Below are 18,950 nucleotides of genomic sequence, written 5' to 3'. Positions count from 1 at the left end.
ACAGAATGACGACTTGACTGAATGAATGACGTCTTTGGTTATATCGCCTATGGCGATAACGAGCTTTATCACCTCGGTGCGCTACTCAGCGCACTCAAGCTTTTGCACCATAGCCCGAAAGCCAGGATTATCGTGGCAACTGACAAGCCGGCATTCTTCCGCGGATACCCGCTTGAGACTATCCTAGTGAGCGCCGAGAAGAAGAAGGAGCTATCCTTCGATTGGCGCTATCATTTCGGGATCAAGGCTGGGGGCCTTATCGAGCTTTTGAAGCGCGCTGACCGATTGCTTTTCATGGACACGGATATGTACCCGGTCGGAGACCTGTCCCGAGCCTTCGGGGCTATTAGGCCCGGCCATTCAATCATGCGTCTTTGCGAGGGGCCGCATGCGTGGTGCCCGCGGCTGGAGGGCAAAGGTGTTCGGGTCGGCGACCATGTTGTGACCGGCCATGAACCGATGTGGAATAGTGGCGTCCTTGGCGTGCACCGCGACAACCTTCCTGCCTTGCTCGATGCCTATCTTCCGATGCTCGCCGTTCATGAGATCGCCAAGATAGATGCTGCTGAGCAGTTCTGCATTGGCATCGCCTTATCCCAAGATGGCCGAACCGTCAGTCCGCATCGCCTGAAAATCAGGAACTACAACACGCGGGGCAAAAAGCTGTTCGCCGGGCAGCGTGTTCGTCAATTCTTCAGTCTCTACGGCGACGCTACAATTGCCCAGCAAATCGCAAAAGCCGCTCGATATCGTCTTTGGCGAACTCCCGTAGACCTATGGCACCAGCGACGCATGTGGTCCGCTTGATCTTGGTTCCCACGCAGGGTGCGATCAAGCACGTGCCCGCCGCCTCTGCCATCCGTGAGAACGACCAAGATGAAAAGTTGGAACTCGCCTTGTTGGCGAGTTGGAGCTTTTCAAAGCAATAGCAGCTAAGTGGTTGAAATTAATGGCGATCCCGGCAGGATTCGAACCTGCGACCATCGGCTTAGAAGGCCGGTGCTCTATCCAGCTGAGCTACGGGACCGCTGGCCGGCCGGAGCCGGCTGATGCGAGTACGCGGATCGATCTAAAAGGATGATCCGCTCCGATTTTGTTACGCAATTCCGGACGGAAAACCGCTGTGCACTTTTGCTCGGATTGCTCAATGGGTCCAGGGCGTCCTGCGGTCATAGCGGAAATTGTCCGAATAGGAAATCTGCCGGCGCTTCGGCTCCTTCGGCTCCTCGACACGATAGGCAATGCCCTGCTTCTCGGCATAGGCGACCGCCTCTTCTCTGGTATCGAAGGTGAGCCGCACCTGGCTCAGCATATCGCCGGACGAGGTGTAACCCATCAGCGGATCGATCTTCTTGCGCTGGGCTGGATCGAATTCCAGCACCCAGTGGCCGGTCTTGGCCTTGCCGGACTGCATCGCGGTTTTGGCTGGGCTGAAAATGCGCGCGGACATGGCCACCTCTTTGCCGCCCGAAGACCGGGCAATCATTTAGCGCGCGCCAAAAGGCCGAATGGAGCCTTAGGCCACGCGCCAGCCCGTCAATACTGTGCAACGGCGCCGGCGGCAAGGCCATACGCAGCCACGGCTTGGCCAGCGGAGGTCGGAACCTCGCGCCAGCCCGGACATTAACCGAAAAGAGAGGCGACCAGCACAGCCGCTCCGGCCAAAGGTCCAAGGTTGCGGGGACTTCGTTATGTCCGCCTCGCGTCGCCATGCCCTCAACAAGCCTGGACAGTCCGCCATGACCATGACAACCGAACATCCCGTCCTGCAGCTGGCCGTGCTTGTCGGCAGTCTGCGGGCCCAATCCTACAGCCGCAAGATCGCCAAGGCGCTGGCGGCCCGCGCACCGGATTCGCTGCGCTGCCGCTTCATCGAGATCGGCGAGCTGCCTTTGTATAATCAGGATCTCGAGGGCGAGACGCCGCCTGCCGCCTGGTCGGCGTTCCGCGCCGCCATCGGGGAATGCGACGCGGTGCTGTTCGTCACGCCGGAATACAACCGTTCGATCCCGGGCTGCCTGAAGAACGCCCTCGACGTCGGCTCACGCCCCTCTGGCAAGAGCGTCTTCAAAGGCCTGCCCGCCGGCGTCGTCAGCGTGAGCCCGGGCAAGATCGGCGCCTTCGGTTCCAACCAGGCGCTCAGGCAGAGCTTTGTCTTCCTCGACATGCCGGTGATGCAGCAGCCGGAGGCCTATATCGGAAATGTCGCCGAGCTGCTCGACGACAGCGGCGCGGTTAAGAACAGCGACACGGCCGCCCTCCTGAAAGATTTCATCGAGGCGCTGGAGACGTGGATCAGAACCGTGCGGCCGGGCGGCTCGTCCTTCGACGCCTTCATGAAGCAGCGTGAGAAGATCGCCGAGGATTATGTCAACGGCAATGCTACGTCGTTGAAGGCCATCGTGACGCATAGCGAGCCGGCCACCTTCTTTTCGCCGCGCGGCGACCATCTCGAAGGCGCCGATGCCGTTGCCGGCCGATACGAGCGCGACGCCGCCAGCTTCCACGAAGGCGGCAGCACCGACATCGAGGTGCTGCAGGCCTCCGCGAGCGGCGATCTCGCCTTCTGGACCGGGCTGCAGCATGCGAAGGCGCGCATGGGCAAGAACGGACAGCCGGCCGAGATGACCTTGCGGGTGACGGAAGTGTTCCGGCTGGAGGACGGCGCCTTCAAGCTTGTGCATCGCCACGCCGACCCCGCCAACGGATAATCTCCCTATCCGCGACACAATGCCGGGCTCTTTGCAACCACGGCCTATTCCCATTGCGTCGTCAGCGGCATATGTCGGATACATGGCCGTGGCACGTGAGAGCCATGACGACGACAAAGACAAGAATGGGCATGGAAGCGGAAATCTCGTCGGATTGGACCGGCGAGCCGGCGATCCTCGAAGGCGCGATCGTGATCGGCGCCGGCGCGGCCGGATTGGCGGCGGCCTACGCCCTGATCGAGGCCGGGATCGCCACCGAGATCCTCGAGCGCGAGGGGCGGCTGGCCGAGCCCTGGCACCACCGCCATGAGAACCTGCATCTCAACACGCATCGCGACCTCTCAACGCTGCCCGGCGTTTCATTTCCGCAAGGCACGCCCGCCTTTCCGCACCGCAGCGCGGTGATCCGCCTGTTCAACGACTTCGCCCAGACGCACCGGCTGCCGATCGCCTTCGGCGTCATCGTCGAGGAAATCGATTTCCGCGGCGATCACTGGCTGCTGAAGACCAGCACGGGACCGCGAGCGGCGCGCCACGTGGTGATCGCCACCGGGCGCGACCGACAACCCTTCATCCCGGCCTGGAAAGGCATGAAGGATTTTTCGGGCAAGATCGTCCATTCGGCGCATTTCGGCCGGGCGAGCGACTATGCCGGGAAAAAAGTGCTGGTGGTCGGCGCCGGCAATTCCGGCTTCGACGCGCTCAACCATCTTTCCGGCGTCGAGACCGGGCAGATGTGGCTCTCGGCGCGGAACGGGCCGTCACTGCTGCCCAAGCGCATCGGCAAGATCGCCGTGCATCGTTTCTCGCCCGTCATGGCGAGACTGCCTGCCCGGCTCGCCGATGCGGTGTTGGCGGCGACGCAGCGGCTGGTCTTCGGCGATCTCGGGAAATACGGCCTGCCCCCCGCCCCGTCGGGCGGCGCCAGCCGCCTCGGCTCGGACTATACGGCGATCGCCGCCGATGACGGCGCGGTCGACGCGATCAAGGCCGGCCGCATCGTCGTCGTGCCGCAGGTCAAGGAATTCAGGCACGACGGCGTCGTTCTCGAAAGCGGCCAGTCGATCGCGCCTGACATCGTCATTGCCGCCACCGGTTACCGCACCGGGCTGGAGGCGATGGTGGGCAGGCTCGGCGTGCTCGATGCCAAGAGGGTGCCGCTGTTCAACGGCCCGGCGAACGACCCGAAACTGCCCGGCCTCTGGTTCACCGGCATGCGGCCGAGCATTCGCGGCTGCTTCGCCAATGCGCGCATCCAGGGCGCGGCGATCGCCGGCAGGATTGCCAAGCAAAGGCGCTGAGGCGCCAGTCTGCGCGCGAGGCTTCCGTTTGGGCCGGCCGCGGAAGCTTTATATGCCGCGAGCGTCGGAGTACGGCGCGGCCTGGTAGGCACCTGATTTGGGATCGCGAATTGCCATTTGGCTCAAGCCGCTAGACGGGCGCCGCTCGCGGCTCGTCGGCGACACCAGCCGCCGCGCCGCAACGTGACAAGTCCTATTGCGAAACCGCGCAAAGCGCATATTGTCGAGCATGGTCGGGGATCGTACCCGGCGGTCGAAGGGGGCGATCGACGCGGTGCTGCGTTAGGCGGTTGGGTCAAGGACTCGATGCAGCAAGGGGCTATGAGTGTTACGGCCACAGGGCGCGGCCAGCGTGAGCAAGCCGACGGCGATATTGCCCGCGAGCAAACCGTCCTCTTTCGCCTCACCGACCGACTTTACCGCGCCCATGGGCTCGTCGAGATCTACGATGCGGCCCTGGATGCCATATGCGACGCCCTCGGTTCGTCGCGCGCCTCGATCCTGAGATTTGACAACCACGGCGTCATGAGCTTCGTCGCGTGGCGCTCACTGTCTGAAGAATACCGCAAGGCTGTCAACGGCCACACGCCGTGGACAACCGATCAGCGCGACGCCGAGCCCATCTTTGTCGAGGATATTCGTTTCAGCGGTGAATCTCAGCAACTCATCGACACGGTCCTCGGCGAAGGCATCGAAGCGCTGGCCTTTATCCCGCTTGCCAGCTCCCGCGAGCTCATCGGCAAGTTCATGGTCTACTACCCAGCCCCCCATAGCTTCACCGATCGTGAACGCGAACTTGCGTTGACCATTGCCCGCCAGCTCGGGTTTGCGATCGAACGGGGCCACGCGGAAACCACTGCGGCGCGGCTGAGCGCGCTTGTCGAATCCTCGGATGATGCGATCATCGCGACGGATCCCGACGGCATCGTCACGGACTGGAACCGTGGCGCCGAGCGGCTCTACGGCTACCCCCGCGCGGAAATTGTCGGTCGTTCGCTCATGTTGCTGATACCGCCCGATCGCCGGAACGAGGACAGGGAGATCCTGGCGCGCATTCGGGATGGAGAGCATGTCGAGCATTTCGAGACCGTTCGCCTGCGCAAGGACGGCAGTATCGTTCCCATCTCTTTGACCGTTTCCCCCATCGCGGACGCGTCGGGCGCAATTGTCGGTGCCTCCAAGATCGCCCGCGGCATCTCCGAGCGGCTGCGCGCGCAAGAGCAGCGGGAGATACTGCTCCGCGAGATGGACCACCGTGTGAAGAACCTCTTCGCCATCGCAAGCTCGATCGTCAAGCTGAGCGCTTCGGCCGCCGAAACGCCGGCGGCGCTCGCCTCGATCGTGTCTGACCGCCTCGGCGCCTTGGCGCGGGCGCATGCGCTGACGATGCTCACGTCTGGTGGCCGCTCTGCTCAGGTCTCCACGAGCCTGCATACATTGGTCAACGCGATCCTCGCGCCATACCGCCATGCGGCCGATGAGCATCCCCGCTTCGCGATCACCGGCATCGATATTCCCGTGCCCGCGGCAATGATCACGCCACTTTCCCTCCTGCTGCACGAATTCGCCACCAACGCCGCCAAACATGGCAGCCTCTCGGCGGCCGCCGGCTCAATAGAGATCGCTTGCGCCAATCGGGACGGCAAGGTGCTTATTCAATGGCGAGAGGTTGGAGGACCACCTCCCGTCGCAACCGAAGAAGAAGGTTTCGGGAGCCGCCTGGTCCGCGTCGCCGCGAGCCAGTTGGGCCGAGTCGAGCGAAACTGGGACCCGGCCGGCGTCACTATCGAGATCACGCTTGACGGTGAAAGATTTTCTGCCTGACGACCAGAAGGCCGAGCTGAGGTGGGGATCTCCTCGGCCGGGTCGACCAATCGAGCATGACAGTCGGGCTAGCTCATGTCCCTAGCGGCGTCTTCGATCAGCTTGACAACCAAATTGCGAAACCTCTCGCCGGACCTGTTCCCTATATTTCCAACATCCTCGGCGACCATACCGGGTGACGAAACCGACACCTCCCCACTGACGTGAACGTTGACGGTGAATACCCTTCCGGCGGTGTTTTTCACTTCCGGCTTTCGGTAGATTCGAAACCGAACAGAGGGCGTCAGCGCTTTGTCACGGCCCCGCGGAACGGTGTCTATGTCGATGGTCATCTCGCCCGACACCTCTGCCTTGGCCGCTACCAACGACGCAACAACGACATCGTCCAGCCAGGCCCTGGCTTGGGTGCCGAAATCCGGCACCGTGGCGTTCGCATCCTCCTTTTGCTGGCGAGGAGCTTTCTTGCCGCGCTCAAGGGCTTCTTTGAACTTAGCCACCTAATCGCCTCCGACTTGTCAGCCTATGAAGCGGCGCTCACATTGGTCACCGCCCTGCCAATCAATAAAACGCGCGCCATCCCAGTGCGTTGCAATGAACAGCCCTTCGGCGCGCGGTTGATCGGTCGACGGGCCGACGCGCGAAGGTTTGCTGGCAACGGAGCGTTCCTGGGCTCCGCCGTCAAAAGGCAACGTTGCGATGCTGCTGCATAGAGGCATCCGGGCCTACGCTTATTCAATTAAATCAATAGGTTATATAAAACCATCACATGGCACCGTCAGTAGGGCAAGACGGCGACGATCGGACGTCCAGGGTTCGGACCGAGGTTGTGCGCGCGTGGCCGCTTGCGCCCCCGCCCGGCAGCCAGGTGGTACCTCTTTATCAATGCTTCACCATAGGAACAGCGGTCCCGGAACCTTTCTGATTGCTGCGAACTTCTGGAATTCCATGAATCCCAAAATGAAGGACTTCGGCATGAAAGTCACTGCAGCAGGCATCGACCGCATCAAGATCGGCAACGCCGACGCGAGTGGCCAGGGCGCGCATTTCGTCGTTTGGCTTTATCTTCAGGTCGACGAAGGCGGCACACAAACCGGTCAGGAACTGGTGGTGTCAGTCCCGTACGACGCGCAGATGACCTTTGATGAAATCGCTACCCAGGCTTTCGAGAAGGCGCACGCCCTGCTTGTCGCCTGCTGCGAGATAGATAAGTCCATGTGGTGGAAACAGTTCAACCACAGCCTTGCGCCGCTGCCTGAGTGGACGCCCGGCGCGCAGTAGTCGGGCGCGACCGATGCCGGTGCTAAGCCTTGGCAGTGAATGCCTCAGCCGGCCAATTCGGAAAGTTCGTCGGCCGCTTCCTCAAGACCTTGCGCCGCCGCTCGCTCGAGCCAAAGGCGGCCGACTGCCGGGTAGTGCTCTCCGGCTAGGCCCTTCGAGAAATATCGGCCGAGCATCAGTTGGGCCTGCCCGTGCCCACGCTCGGCCGCGGCCGCAAACCATTTCTGCGCCGCCACGTGATCGACCGGCAGTCCCTCGCCGGAGCTCTGCAGCGCGCCGAGAGCAAACATTGCGCCGGCATGTCCGTCGGCAGCAGCCCGTCGGAACAGCTGTATTGCGGCTTCGGGAGAGCGTTTGCCTCCGCTGCCATTGAGCAGCATCTCAGCAAGTGCCACTTGCGCATCGAGCATGCCGCCTTCGGCCGCTTGGGCAAACCAGGCACGAGCCTGTTGCGCGTCGGCAGCCACGCCGCGCCCGTCCCTGAGAATGCGCGCATACATGTACTGAGCCTCAGCCACGCCTTCAGCCGCGCGCCTCAGCCATTGCGCGGCGCGAGTTTCATCCTGGTGCACGCCGACGCCTTTGGCGAAACACAGCCCGAGATTGAAGGCGGCGATAAGGTCGCCCGATAATGCGGCCGCCTCGAACCACCCCGCTACGCTCGTGATATCGTCCGGCTCGCCGGCTCCCTGAAGAACAAGATTGGCCAGATCGACTTGCGCTGCCCGGTTCCCGCTGCTTGCGGCGGTGCGCAGCCAATGCGCCCCCTCTTGCTCGTCCCTGGCGACACCGTTTCCCGTCAGGTAGAGAGAGGCCAGCGCGCGAGCGGCGGCCTGGTGACCCCCCTCGGCCGCACGACGATACCAAATTGCCGCCTCTGAAAAGTCCGGCGGCCGGCTCTTCACGTTACGATCGCCGAGAAGATTCGCCGCCTCGAAATTGCCCGCCAATGCCGCACGCCGTATCCAGGCCTCTCCGGTCACAGGATCCTGATCGCCGAGGCTCCCGTCGACAAGCGCCAGACCCAATCGGAATTGGGCCGCAGGAAGCCCTTTCTCCGCAGCTGACTGGTATAATCGCGCCGCACCCGCAATGTCGCCTGCGACGCCGCGGCCGTGTTCGGTCAGGATCGCGAGAAGATAGATTGCCGTCGGCAAGCCAGCGTCCGCCGCCCGCCGGACCTCATCGGCAATCCTGGACCGGTCTGCCGACAGACCCCGCCGTGCCAGCGCCAGGGCAAAACCAAGGCTTCCTTCGGCGCAGCCGGCCGCGGCCGACCGCTCGTACCACTTACAGGCAGCATCCGCGTCGCGCATCGGTTCGGGACCGCTGGTCAGGATGTAGCCGAGGAGTGCCTGGCCGGTGGCGGAGCCGGCCTCGGCCGCCTTCGTGGCAAGGTCGAGCGCTGACGCAAAGTCTGGCTCGCTCGTCGTGTCCTCCACGAACAGGCGTTCCGACTCGGAGCCCTTGTCAGCCTCGGCTGTCGCCATCCCGGTCACGTAAAGTGCGGCGAGAAGCGCCTGCGCATCAGCGCTCCCGTGATCCGCTGCTCGCCGCAGCCAGCGCGTCCCCTCTGCCCGGCTGGGCGGCACGCCGGAACCTTCGAGATAGCAACGCGCGACCCGATACTCGGCCTGGCCTATGCCCGCACGCGCAGCCGTGGCGAAGAGCGGAAAGGCCTCGGTGGGCTTGCCATTTTCAGCAAGCTGGGTCGCCCTGCGCAATGCTACGGATGGGCTAGCCAAACCAGTCAGGCGATCCAGAATTGTCATCGATGCCAGCCTCTGGCTGCTCCGGTTCCTCTTGAGCTGCAGACTACGGCTCGCGCATCGCTTCCTGACCGATCGGGAGCATCACCCCAAGCATGTATTTGAGCACCGTGCGCCGGCCGACCTGAACGTCGGCGGTCACCGGCATGCCGGGGGTGAGGGCAAACCCGGCGGGTACGTCATGCAGCGCGACCTGATCGATGGAAATGCGCGTCCGATAGAACGGTTCTGTGTTCGAGGGCAGCATTGCCAGCGAACTGTCTGGATCGCGGGCTTGCTCCTGAGCGGAGAAGGAATCCGGACTGAGCGTGCGCACGGTGCCGTGAGCGAGGCCGTATTGCGAATAGGGGAAGGTATCGAACTTGATGACGACAGGATCGCCGACATGGACGAAGCCACTGCTTCGGCCGACGACATTTGTCTCGATCTCGAGCGGCGCCTTGGCGGGCACCAGCGTGATCAGGCGCTCGCCCGACTGCAGGACCGAGCCGACCGACACCTTTGCCACGGACTGGACAATGGCATCTCCTTCGCTTTTCAGCTCGACCAGTTGCTTGCGCAGCTTTGCCTTGTTGAAGAGCTCGCGCGCGTCGGACATGCGAGAGCTCGCCTCCGACAAACCTTGCGAGACTTCCGCGCGCCAGCCTTGAATGTAGCCGGCGCGGTCGGCGGCTACCGCAGCCTGCTGGCGCCTGGCAGCTTCCGCCGTCTGCACGGCGTTGCCGAGCGCGCGCGACATTTCGGCCGAATTGTCCTCGGCCAGCAGGGTATTGAGGCGGCTCCCGACTTGCCTTTCTTCCAGCTGCTTGCGCATCTGTTCTATCGATGCCGCGACGGAGAGCCGCTGCCGGTAGCCAGCGGCATCAGATTGCGCGCGCGAGATCACGGAAGTGAGTTCATCGCTTTGCCGATCGAAATTCTCCAGCTTAGCCTCGTAGACCGCCTTGCGGCGCTCGAAGATCGAGGCCTGCAGGGTCCAGCTGGGGTCGAGGCCGTCATAGTTGAACTCCTTGCCGTCGGCCTCCGCCTTCAACCGTGCCACTTCAGCCTCAAGCGTAGAGACCTGCATGGCCAAGGCCTGCAGGTCTGCCGAGGCGAAGGTCGAATCGAGGCGCGCAAGCAATTGGCCGGCCTGCACATGCTGTCCTTCGCGCACTTCGATCGAGCGGACAATCGCCGTCTCCAGCGGCTGCACGATGATGTTGGGCGATTGTGAAACCACGAGCCCCCTCGTCGTCACGACCTGGTCGACCGGTATCAGTCCGGCCACGGTGATCAAGACGATCACGAGGCTCGAAATCATCCATACGATGCCGCGCGCCGACCGAGGAATCGGCGCATTGGAGACGGCAGTCGACGGCCATTGGAACTCGAGTATGGCCGGCGTCGTCGGATCGTTCGCTTTCGCTCGGCGCCAGCGAGCCTGGCGGACGGTGAGCGAGGTGCTACTCATGGCTTACCAGTCCTCGTGTCGAAGTCATGCTTGGCGAGACGACCATTTCAATCTCGATCCCGCTGCGGCACGACATCGTCAAACCAATCGCGGCGGTACGGCCGCCGGCCGACCGCCGCGATTGTCCAAATGTCGGTTCTGCTGCGACCACAGCTGGCGATAGAGCCCGCATCGTTCGAGCAGGACGGTGTGCGAAGCGACGTCGAGAACCTTGCCCTGCTCCATGACCAGGATCTGGTCGCAGTCGGTGAGCGAGGACAGCCGATGCGAGACGATGATCATGGTGCGCCCGCTGGCGATACGCATGAGATTGGCACTGACGACCGCTTCGCTTTCCGGGTCGAGAGCACTGGTGGCCTCGTCGAGAATGAGGATGGTCGGATCGTGGATGAGGGCGCGCGCGATCGCCAGCCGTTGCTTTTGCCCGCCCGACAGGTTGGGCGAACCTTCCTCGATGTAGGTATCGTATCCGTTCGGCATGCGTTCGATAAATTCTTCCGCGCCGGCGAGATGCGCGGCACGCATGGCATCGGACAGCGTCAAGCCTGCGCGGCCGGCGATGATGTTGTCGCGGATCGACCCGCGGAACAGGAAATTGTCCTGGAGGACCACGCCGAGCCCCTGGCGAAGATGACGCAGGTTGATTTCCTTGAGGTCGACGCCGTCCAGCTTCAGGAACCCGCTGTAATCCCGGTTGATCCCCTGCAGCAGCCGCGCGATGGTCGATTTTCCCGACCCGCTCCGCCCGACAATGCCGAACATGGTCCCAGCCGGAATGTGGAAGCTGACCCGGTCGAGGGCGGGCGTCTTGGTACCGATGTAGCTGAACGTCAGATCGCTGAACGTAACTTCGCCGAGGAGCCTTGGCCGCAGACCGAGGGAGTTCGAACTCGTCTCCAACGGCCGGTTAAGGACGGATGCCGCCTCGCCGATCGCCGCTCCCACCTCCTCGTAGTCTTCGATCAGCCGCACCAATCCGACCAGCGGTTGCGCGACGCGTTGGGAGATCATCATGAAGGCGAACAGACCGCCGACCATATAGCCGGAACTGTCGTTCATCGCGAGATAGGCGCCGATCAGCATGGTGCCGAGCACCATTACGCGTTCAATGGGCGTAACCAGGGTCTGCGGCCAGCTGGCGAACTGCCCGAAGGAGAGGCGCGCGCTTCCCGCCTCCGCCACCTGCTCGTCCCAAAGCGCCTTGCGTTGCGGCTCGAGACCAAGCGCCTTCACGGTCTTTATGCCGACAACGGTTTCGCCCAGCGCCGCCGACTTCCAGGTCTCGGCCTCGATCACCCGCTGGTACCTTCGGCGCAGCGGCTTCAGGAAGGCAAGGATGATCAGCATGATCACCACTGCGCACGCAACGACGATCCAGGCAAGCGTCACGTTGATATAGAACATCACCGGCAGCAGCACGCACAGGGTGATCAGGTCCAGGAACGTGCTGAGCAGTTTGCCTGTCAGAAACTCGCGGATTCGATAGACCTGCGCGAGGTGGTACATTGTCTCGCCGGCGGGGTGGCGCTCGAAATAGTCGAGCGGCAGACGCAAGAGGCGGCTGAAAACGTGCAGCTGCAGCTTGGTGTCGAGGCGGGCTCCGACGACGTTGATGATCAGTCGCCGCGCGTGGCCCAGGAGCGTCTCGTATGCGAAGACGACAGCGACTATGGCCGACAAGAGTAACAGCGTCGAGACACTGTTGAACTGCAATACCTTGTTGACCACCGTCATGACGATGAGCGGCGGCAAAATCGTCAGAACGCTGAGTGTGAAGGAGGCGATGGCCACGTCGCGAAGCGGCCGGCTTTCGTGCCGCACCAGTTCGGCGATCCAGCGAAGGGTGAAAGGCGCATCCGCGGCAACATAGGATCGCGCGTTTCGCAGCAGCACCGCCTCGCCCGTCCACACCTGCGACAGGCGCAACTCGTCGACAGCGGTGGATGGACCATCGTCGGGCGCTTCCGGACTTTTGAGGAAGACCACGTTGCGCTCGGCACTCGCCCCGGTGAGGAGACCGGCGCCGCCATCGCTGAACAAGAGAACGACTGGTCCGGTATCTTGAAAGCGCAACAGGTGTGACCAGCGAACACGCACTGCCCGGGACCACATGCCGCCGTTCTGCGCCCATTCCGACAGGTCGGTAGCGCTTGGAAACGGGCCTGCGCTCGCTGCCCTGAATTCGTTCGGATCGAGCTCGATACCGTGATAGCGGGCGACCCGGAGCATCGCCTTGAGGCGCGGCCCGACCTGGTCGAACTCGGCGGGGCCACCGGGGCTCTGCCCCGTTTCGCTGGTGCCGCCGGGCATGCCGGTCGGGTCGGCCGCGGTCCCGGCACGCAGCTCCACAGGCTGGACTTCAGCACTCCCAGGAACGTTCACCATGGACTCCCCTTCGGGTAGGCAGGCGGTGGTTCGACATTGCCCGGGGCGGACCATTTCCGCCGGAATCTCTGGGGGCGCTGATGATACTCCACGGCGGTCGGTCGCGCGAGCCCCTTAACCACTCGGAAAGGCCGAACGCGCGGGCCCTGCCCTTCGGCAAAGCCCGCGCGCCCGCTTCTCAGCTTTGGACCGGTTTCTATCGTCGTCTGTCCGGTCGCCATTCCTGCTCACTCATGCTCAGTCATGCGGCTTCAGAATATCCTTCAGCGCCTTCTTCACCGTGTCGTCGCTATTGGCGAAGCCGGCACCCTGCTTGTTCTGATCCGAGGTCAGGTCGGTGCTTGCACCCAACGGCTTGTTCTGGTTCTGACCAAATCCCCTGATCGTGTTGAGAACATTCAGGAGGTCGGTCGTCACCGAACCGGCGGCCTGGCTGACAAGCTGACGGAACGACGCATGGCTGACGGCATCACTGTCGGTCGAGCCGGATTGCAGGAACTGCGTCGTGTCCTTGAGCCCGAGCGAGTTGGCCGTGACCGCGGCGGTGCGATGGCCAGGCGAGCCATCGGCATCAGTGCCATCGTTGGAATGTCCCTTCCCAGGATTGCTGCTGTCGTTGTGGTCAGGATCATTGCCATGGCCGTTGTTGCCTTTGTCGCGATCACCGGTCTCGCCGCCGGGGCCGGTCGCTCCGGTCGGGCCCGTTGCGCCGCCCGGCCCGGTGGCACCCGTCGAGCCGGTTGCACCCGTTGCGCCGGTCGCTCCGGTCGCTCCGGTTGAGCCGGTGGCGCCGGTCGCACCCGTTGCTCCAGTCGCCCCAGTCGAGCCAGTTGCTCCGGTAGCTCCAGTCGAGCCGGTAGTTCCGGTCGCACCGGTCGAGCCGGTAGTTCCGGTCGCACCGGTCGAGCCCGTGGCACCCGTAGCGCCGGTCGCTCCAGTCGCGCCAGTTGCTCCGGTAGCTCCAGTCGCACCGGTGGCTCCGGTCGCACCGGTTGCTCCGGTCGAGCCCGTTGCTCCAGTCGCACCGGTGGCTCCGGTCGCACCTGTCGAGCCGGTTGCTCCGGTTGCACCCGTAGCGCCGGTCGAGCCGGTTGCTCCGGTCGAGCCCGTTGCTCCGGTCGCGCCGGTTGCACCGGTAGCGCCGGTCGCCCCAGTCGAGCCGGTGGCACCCGTGGCGCCGGTCGAGCCGGTCGCACCCGTGGCGCCGGTCGCACCTGTCGCACCCGTTGCTCCAGTCGCACCCGTTGCTCCGGTCGAGCCCGTGGCACCCGTAGCGCCGGTCGCACCTGTCGCACCCGTTGCTCCAGTCGCGCCGGTAGCACCCGTTGCTCCGGTCGAGCCGGTGGCTCCGGTCGCACCCGTCGAGCCCGTGGCACCTGTGGCTCCGGTCGCACCGGTAGCGCCGGTCGCTCCGGTCGCGCCAGTTGCTCCAGTTGAGCCGGTAGCGCCAGTGGCACCCGTGGCGCCGGTCGCACCTGTAGCTCCGGTAGCGCCGGTCGCCCCAGTCGAGCCGGTGGCACCCGTGGCGCCGGTCGAGCCGGTCGCACCCGTGGCGCCGGTCGCACCTGTCGCACCCGTTGCTCCAGTCGCACCCGTTGCTCCAGTCGCGCCGGTAGCACCCGTTGCTCCGGTCGAGCCGGTGGCTCCGGTCGCACCCGTCGAGCCCGTGGCACCTGTGGCTCCGGTCGCACCGGTAGCGCCGGTCGCTCCGGTCGCGCCAGTTGCTCCAGTTGAGCCGGTAGCGCCAGTGGCACCCGTGGCGCCGGTCGCACCTGTAGCTCCGGTAGCGCCGGTCGCCCCAGTCGAGCCGGTGGCACCCGTGGCGCCGGTCGCACCTGTCGCACCCGTTGCTCCAGTCGCACCGGTTGCTCCGGTCGAGCCCGTGGCACCCGTAGCGCCGGTCGCTCCAGTTGCTCCGGTAGCTCCAGTCGCACCCGTGGCTCCGGTCGCACCGGTTGCTCCGGTCGAGCCCGTTGCTCCAGTGGCTCCGGTCGCACCTGTCGAGCCGGTAGCTCCAGTCGCACCCGTGGCGCCGGTTGCACCAGTCGCACCCGTTGCTCCAGTCGCACCGGTTGCTCCGGTCGAGCCCGTGGCACCCGTAGCGCCAGTCGCTCCAGTCGCACCAGTTGCACCAGTTGCACCCGTGGCTCCGGTTGCTCCGGTCGAGCCAGTCGCTCCGGTAGCGCCTGTGGCACCCGTAGCGCCGGTCGCCCCAGTAGAGCCAGTAGCTCCGGTGGCTCCAGTGGCACCCGTGGCGCCGGTTGCACCGGTCGCACCAGTTGAGCCAGTCGAGCCGGTTGCACCCGTTGCTCCAGTCGCACCGGTCGCACCGGTCGAGCCGGTCGCACCCGTTGCTCCAGTTGAGCCGGTAGCTCCAGTCGCACCCGTGGCTCCGGTCGCACCGGTTGCGCCGGTCGAGCCCGTTGCTCCAGTCGCACCGGTTGCTCCGGTTGCACCCGTCGAGCCGGTAGCTCCGGTAGCTCCAGTCGCACCGGTGGCGCCGGTCGCACCTGTCGAGCCAGTAGCTCCGGTAGCTCCAGTCGCACCCGTGGCGCCGGTTGCTCCGGTCGAGCCCGTTGCTCCAGTCGCGCCGGTCGCACCGGTTGCGCCGGTCGAGCCCGTTGCTCCAGTCGCACCGGTGGCTCCGGTCGCACCTGTCGAGCCGGTAGCGCCTGTGGCACCCGTAGCGCCGGTCGCTCCAGTCGCGCCAGTTGCTCCAGTCGCACCGGTGGCTCCGGTCGCACCCGTCGAGCCGGTAGCTCCGGTAGCTCCAGTCGCACCCGTTGCTCCAGTGGCACCGGTAGTTCCAGTCGCACCTGTTGCTCCGGTCGAACCTGTCGAGCCAGTTGCTCCTGTTGCACCCGTCGCGCCGGTGGCGCCTGTAGCTCCGGTATCGCCGGTGGCGCCGGTCGCACCTGTTGCTCCGGTCGCACCTGTCGAGCCCGTTGCTCCGGTATCACCCGTAGCGCCAGTCGCACCTGTGGCGCCGGTTGCTCCAGTCGAGCCGGTATCGCCCGTGGCGCCAGTCGCACCCGTAGCGCCGGTCGAGCCGGTATCGCCCGTAGCACCAGTGGCGCCGGTTGCTCCAGTCGCCCCAGTGGCCCCGGTCGAACCCGTTGCTCCGGTATCACCCGTTGCTCCAGTCGAGCCGGTCGCACCCGTTGCACCCGTAGCGCCGGTCGCACCTGTTGCACCCGTCGAGCCCGTTGCTCCGGTATCGCCGGTCGCGCCTGTGGCGCCGGTTGCTCCGGTCGCACCCGTCGAGCCCGTTGCTCCGGTATCACCCGTAGCGCCGGTCGTACCGGTAGCGCCAGTCGCACCGGTTGCTCCGGTAGCGCCCGTGGCCCCGGTCGCACCTGTCGCACCCGTTGCTCCAGTCGAGCCGGTCGCACCCGTTGCACCCGTAGCGCCGGTCGCACCTGTGGCGCCGGTTGCTCCAGTCGCCCCGGTAGCTCCAGTAGCTCCAGTCGCGCCGGTTGCGCCTGTCGAGCCGGTCGCACCCGTTGCACCCGTAGCGCCGGTCGCACCTGTTGCACCCGTCGAGCCCGTTGCTCCGGTATCACCGGTGGCGCCGGTCGCACCTGTGGCGCCGTTTGCTCCGGTCGCACCCGTTGCTCCGGTATCGCCCGTGGCGCCGGTGGCACCTGTTGCTCCGGTTGCTCCCGTTGCTCCGGTATCGCCGGTAGCGCCAGTCGCACCTGTTGCTCCGGTCGCACCGGTCGAGCCGGTTGCTCCGGTGTCACCGGTGGCGCCGGTCGCACCGGTTGCTCCGGTTGCTCCCGTTGCTCCGGTATCGCCCGTGGCGCCGGTGGCACCTGTTGCCCCGGTATCGCCGGTGGCGCCAGTCGCACCTGTGGCGCCGGTTGCTCCGGTCGCACCGGTCGAGCCGGTTGCGCCCGTTGCTCCGGTATGGCCCGTGGCGCCAGTCGCACCTGTGGCGCCGGTTGCTCCGGTCGCACCCGTCGAGCCGGTTGCGCCCGTTGCTCCGGTATCGCCGGTGGCGCCGGTCGCACCTGTGGCGCCGGTTGCTCCGGTATCGCCGGTGGCGCCGGTTGCGCCGGTTGCTCCGGTCGCGCCCGTTGCGCCCGTTGCTCCGGTATCACCGGTGGCGCCGGTCGCACCTGTGGCGCCGGTTGCTCCGGTCGCACCGGTCGAGCCGGTTGCTCCGGTTGCTCCGGTATCGCCCGTGGCGCCGGTCGCGCCTGTGGCGCCCGTTGCTCCGGTATCGCCGGTGGCGCCAGTCGCACCCGTGGCTCCGGTCGCACCTGTGGCGCCGGTTGCTCCGGTTGCGCCCGTTGCTCCGGTATCGCCCGTGGCGCCGGTCGCACCTGTGGCGCCGGTTGCTCCGGTCGAGCCGGTTGCGCCCGTTGCTCCGGTATCGCCGGTGGCGCCAGTCGCACCCGTGGCTCCGGTCGCACCTGTGGCACCGGTTGCTCCGGTCGCGCCGGTCGAGCCGGTGGCGCCTGTAGCTCCGGTCGCGCCCGTCGAGCCCGTTGCTCCGGTATCGCCCGTTGCGCCTGTTGCTCCAGTCGAGCCTGTATCACCCGTGGCGCCGGTCGCACCAGTAGCGCCGGTCGCACCTGTGGCGCCGGTGGCACCTGTGGCGCCGGTTGCTCCAGTATCGCCGGTGGCGCCGGTCGCACCTGTGGCACCGGTTGCTCCAGTATCGCCGGTGGCGCCGGTCGCACCTGTGGCACCGGTTGCTCCGGTCGCACCCGTCGAGCCGGTTGCTCCGGTATCACCCGTGGCGCCAGTCGCACCTGTGGCGCCGGTTGCTCCGGTCGCACCTGTCGAGCCGGTCGCGCCTGTTGCTCCGGTATCGCCGGTAGCGCCTGTCGCTCCAGTTGCACCTGTCGAGCCGGTGGCGCCCGTTGCTCCGGTATCACCCGTGGCGCCAGTCGCGCCTGTGGCGCCTGTAGCTCCGGTCGCGCCCGTCGAGCCCGTTGCTCCGGTATCACCCGTGGCGCCAGTCGCACCTGTGGCGCCGGTTGCTCCGGTATCACCCGTGGCGCCAGTCGCGCCTGTAGCGCCGGTCGCACCGGTTGCCCCGGTATCGCCCGTGGCTCCGGTCGCACCTGTGGCGCCGGTTGCTCCGGTCGCGCCTGTCGAGCCCGTTGCTCCGGTAGCGCCCGTAGCGCCGGTCGTACCGGTAGCGCCAGTCGCACCGGTTGCTCCGGTAGCGCCCGTGGCCCCGGTCGCACCTGTCGCGCCGGTCGCACCTGCGGCACCTGTAGCTCCAGTCGGACCCGCGGGTCCGGTCGCGCCTTGACCTGTGGTGGCGATGAAGGCAGCGGTATCAAAGTGATTGCCATTATCGCCATTATTATTATCTACAGGCGTAAAACTATAACCTCCGGGAACTGGAGAAAGCGTACCGTAGAGTTTGAAAGTACTGTCGTAGACAAAATAAATATCAGTAGTGTTTGGGATCGTTATTGTTGTAGAAAAGTCTGTGATTAAACCGTTTTGGTTTGCAGACGGAAGCTGAAAACTACCAACAACTGTATCATCGGCAGTATTAAGCGACGGATTGGTCGGAGGAATCGCGTGAGTGTCCACTATATAGTATGTGTTAACAGCCGAAGAGCTGCCGCCAGCAGTTATGTCCCCGGTGAGTGTGAGATCGGCCGCTGCAAGCACCCCGATGTAACTTGCTACGCCAACTGGAGTCAGCGGCGGCAGGGGCGCCGACGCGCCCGCACGTGCGGGTAGTTCCCACGCACCGCCCAGGACTGCCGCACCGACAAGCGAACTGGACGCGCAGACATCCACGCCGACGGCCGCTTCCAAAGCGTCGACGAACGCATCGCCTGCGTTTCCTCGAGCCGTCTCGCAGCTCCATAGCCGCAGTTCGCCGTCCGCAGCGAGCGCCCTGCCGATCGCGGCGAATTCCTCAGCCGCCCCCTTCAACGTCCCGACCGACCATTCTCCTGAAGCGAAAACAACCCGACCAGGTGCGCCGTGCGCGATGATGTGGACCGCGTGCAGTTCTTCGTGCCCTCTCAGCGCCGCAGCCATCTGCGCCGCCGGCGCTTGACGGCCATCGACCAGGATGGCCTCGATCCCCGGCCGGACGTTGCTCAGAACAGTCTCGAGATCGGAGATCGAAGGATCCACAAAGAGAATTTCAGAGGCACGGGCCATGACTGGCTCCTGTTCGCGTCCAATTCATTTCAAAAGGGAAACCGCCCACCGGCTTAGTCGGCGAGCGGCGCGGAAATTGCGCTTG

Annotated in this window: 11 protein-coding genes and 1 tRNA gene; 5 read left to right on the top strand and 7 right to left on the bottom strand. The window is 65.1% G+C overall.

Annotated elements, in window-relative coordinates; genetic code table 11:
- The first annotated feature begins 21 nt into the window (after window positions 1-21).
- Window positions 22-807 carry a hypothetical protein gene (locus A9K66_RS28780; RefSeq protein ID WP_067330655.1) on the top strand — a complete coding sequence of 262 codons (786 nt, stop codon included), beginning with the start codon at window positions 22-24 and terminating at the stop codon, window positions 805-807.
- Window positions 808-950: 143 nt separating this feature from the next.
- Here the strand turns inward: A9K66_RS28780 and A9K66_RS28775 are convergent.
- Window positions 951-1,027: transfer RNA gene (locus tag A9K66_RS28775), tRNA-Arg, on the bottom strand.
- Window positions 1,028-1,144: 117 nt separating this feature from the next.
- The gene (locus A9K66_RS28770; protein WP_066999298.1) at window positions 1,145-1,450 is read right to left on the bottom strand and encodes an ETC complex I subunit; all 306 of its coding nucleotides are present in this window, start codon (window positions 1,448-1,450) and stop codon (window positions 1,145-1,147) included.
- 289 nt (window positions 1,451-1,739) lie between these two features.
- On the opposite strand from A9K66_RS28770, the gene A9K66_RS31555 reads away from it, so the two are divergent.
- The 3 genes from A9K66_RS31555 to A9K66_RS28755 all read left to right on the top strand — a co-directional run bounded on the left by A9K66_RS31555 (window position 1,740) and on the right by A9K66_RS28755 (window position 5,836).
- On the top strand, window positions 1,740-2,711 hold the full coding sequence (locus A9K66_RS31555) for an NAD(P)H-dependent oxidoreductase (protein WP_127324474.1): 972 nt from the start codon (window positions 1,740-1,742) through the stop codon (window positions 2,709-2,711).
- Window positions 2,712-2,815: 104 nt separating this feature from the next.
- The gene (locus A9K66_RS28760) at window positions 2,816-4,012 is read left to right on the top strand and encodes an NAD(P)/FAD-dependent oxidoreductase (RefSeq protein ID WP_067330649.1); all 1,197 of its coding nucleotides are present in this window, start codon (window positions 2,816-2,818) and stop codon (window positions 4,010-4,012) included.
- A gap of 321 nt (window positions 4,013-4,333) precedes the next feature.
- Complete coding sequence (locus A9K66_RS28755; protein ID WP_067330646.1) at window positions 4,334-5,836, top strand: PAS domain S-box protein; 1,503 nt, start codon at window positions 4,334-4,336, stop codon at window positions 5,834-5,836.
- A 68-nt stretch (window positions 5,837-5,904) separates the two neighbouring features.
- Here the strand turns inward: A9K66_RS28755 and A9K66_RS28750 are convergent, their stop codons facing one another.
- A complete protein-coding gene (locus tag A9K66_RS28750) occupies window positions 5,905-6,333 on the bottom strand; it encodes a hypothetical protein (RefSeq protein WP_067330644.1) in 429 nt (142 codons plus the stop codon).
- A gap of 460 nt (window positions 6,334-6,793) precedes the next feature.
- On the opposite strand from A9K66_RS28750, the gene A9K66_RS28745 reads away from it, so the two are divergent.
- Window positions 6,794-7,114 carry a hypothetical protein gene (locus A9K66_RS28745; protein ID WP_127246644.1) on the top strand — a complete coding sequence of 107 codons (321 nt, stop codon included), beginning with the start codon at window positions 6,794-6,796 and terminating at the stop codon, window positions 7,112-7,114.
- A gap of 44 nt (window positions 7,115-7,158) precedes the next feature.
- On the opposite strand, the gene A9K66_RS28740 is transcribed toward A9K66_RS28745, so the two are convergent.
- The 4 genes from A9K66_RS28740 to A9K66_RS28725 all read right to left on the bottom strand — a co-directional run bounded on the left by A9K66_RS28740 (window position 7,159) and on the right by A9K66_RS28725 (window position 18,865).
- Window positions 7,159-8,886: an SEL1-like repeat protein gene (locus tag A9K66_RS28740; RefSeq protein ID WP_067330637.1), complete on the bottom strand. Its 1,728-nt coding sequence runs from the start codon at window positions 8,884-8,886 to the stop codon at window positions 7,159-7,161.
- Between the two features lie 43 nt (window positions 8,887-8,929).
- Window positions 8,930-10,336, bottom strand: a complete 1,407-nt coding sequence (locus tag A9K66_RS28735; RefSeq protein ID WP_067330634.1) for an HlyD family type I secretion periplasmic adaptor subunit — start codon at window positions 10,334-10,336, stop codon at window positions 8,930-8,932.
- A 78-nt stretch (window positions 10,337-10,414) separates the two neighbouring features.
- Entirely contained in the window at window positions 10,415-12,721 is a 2,307-nt protein-coding gene (locus A9K66_RS28730; protein WP_067330632.1) for a peptidase domain-containing ABC transporter, read from the bottom strand.
- 237 nt (window positions 12,722-12,958) lie between these two features.
- Window positions 12,959-18,865 (bottom strand): DUF4347 domain-containing protein, encoded by a 5,907-nt coding sequence (locus A9K66_RS28725; RefSeq protein WP_082954148.1) that lies wholly within the window; start codon window positions 18,863-18,865, stop codon window positions 12,959-12,961.
- Window positions 18,866-18,950 lie beyond the last annotated feature (85 nt).

Source organism: Mesorhizobium sp. AA23 (assembly GCF_001672435.1).
GTDB lineage: Bacteria > Pseudomonadota > Alphaproteobacteria > Rhizobiales > Rhizobiaceae > Mesorhizobium.
This window is presented reverse-complemented; position numbering and strand designations above follow the sequence as displayed.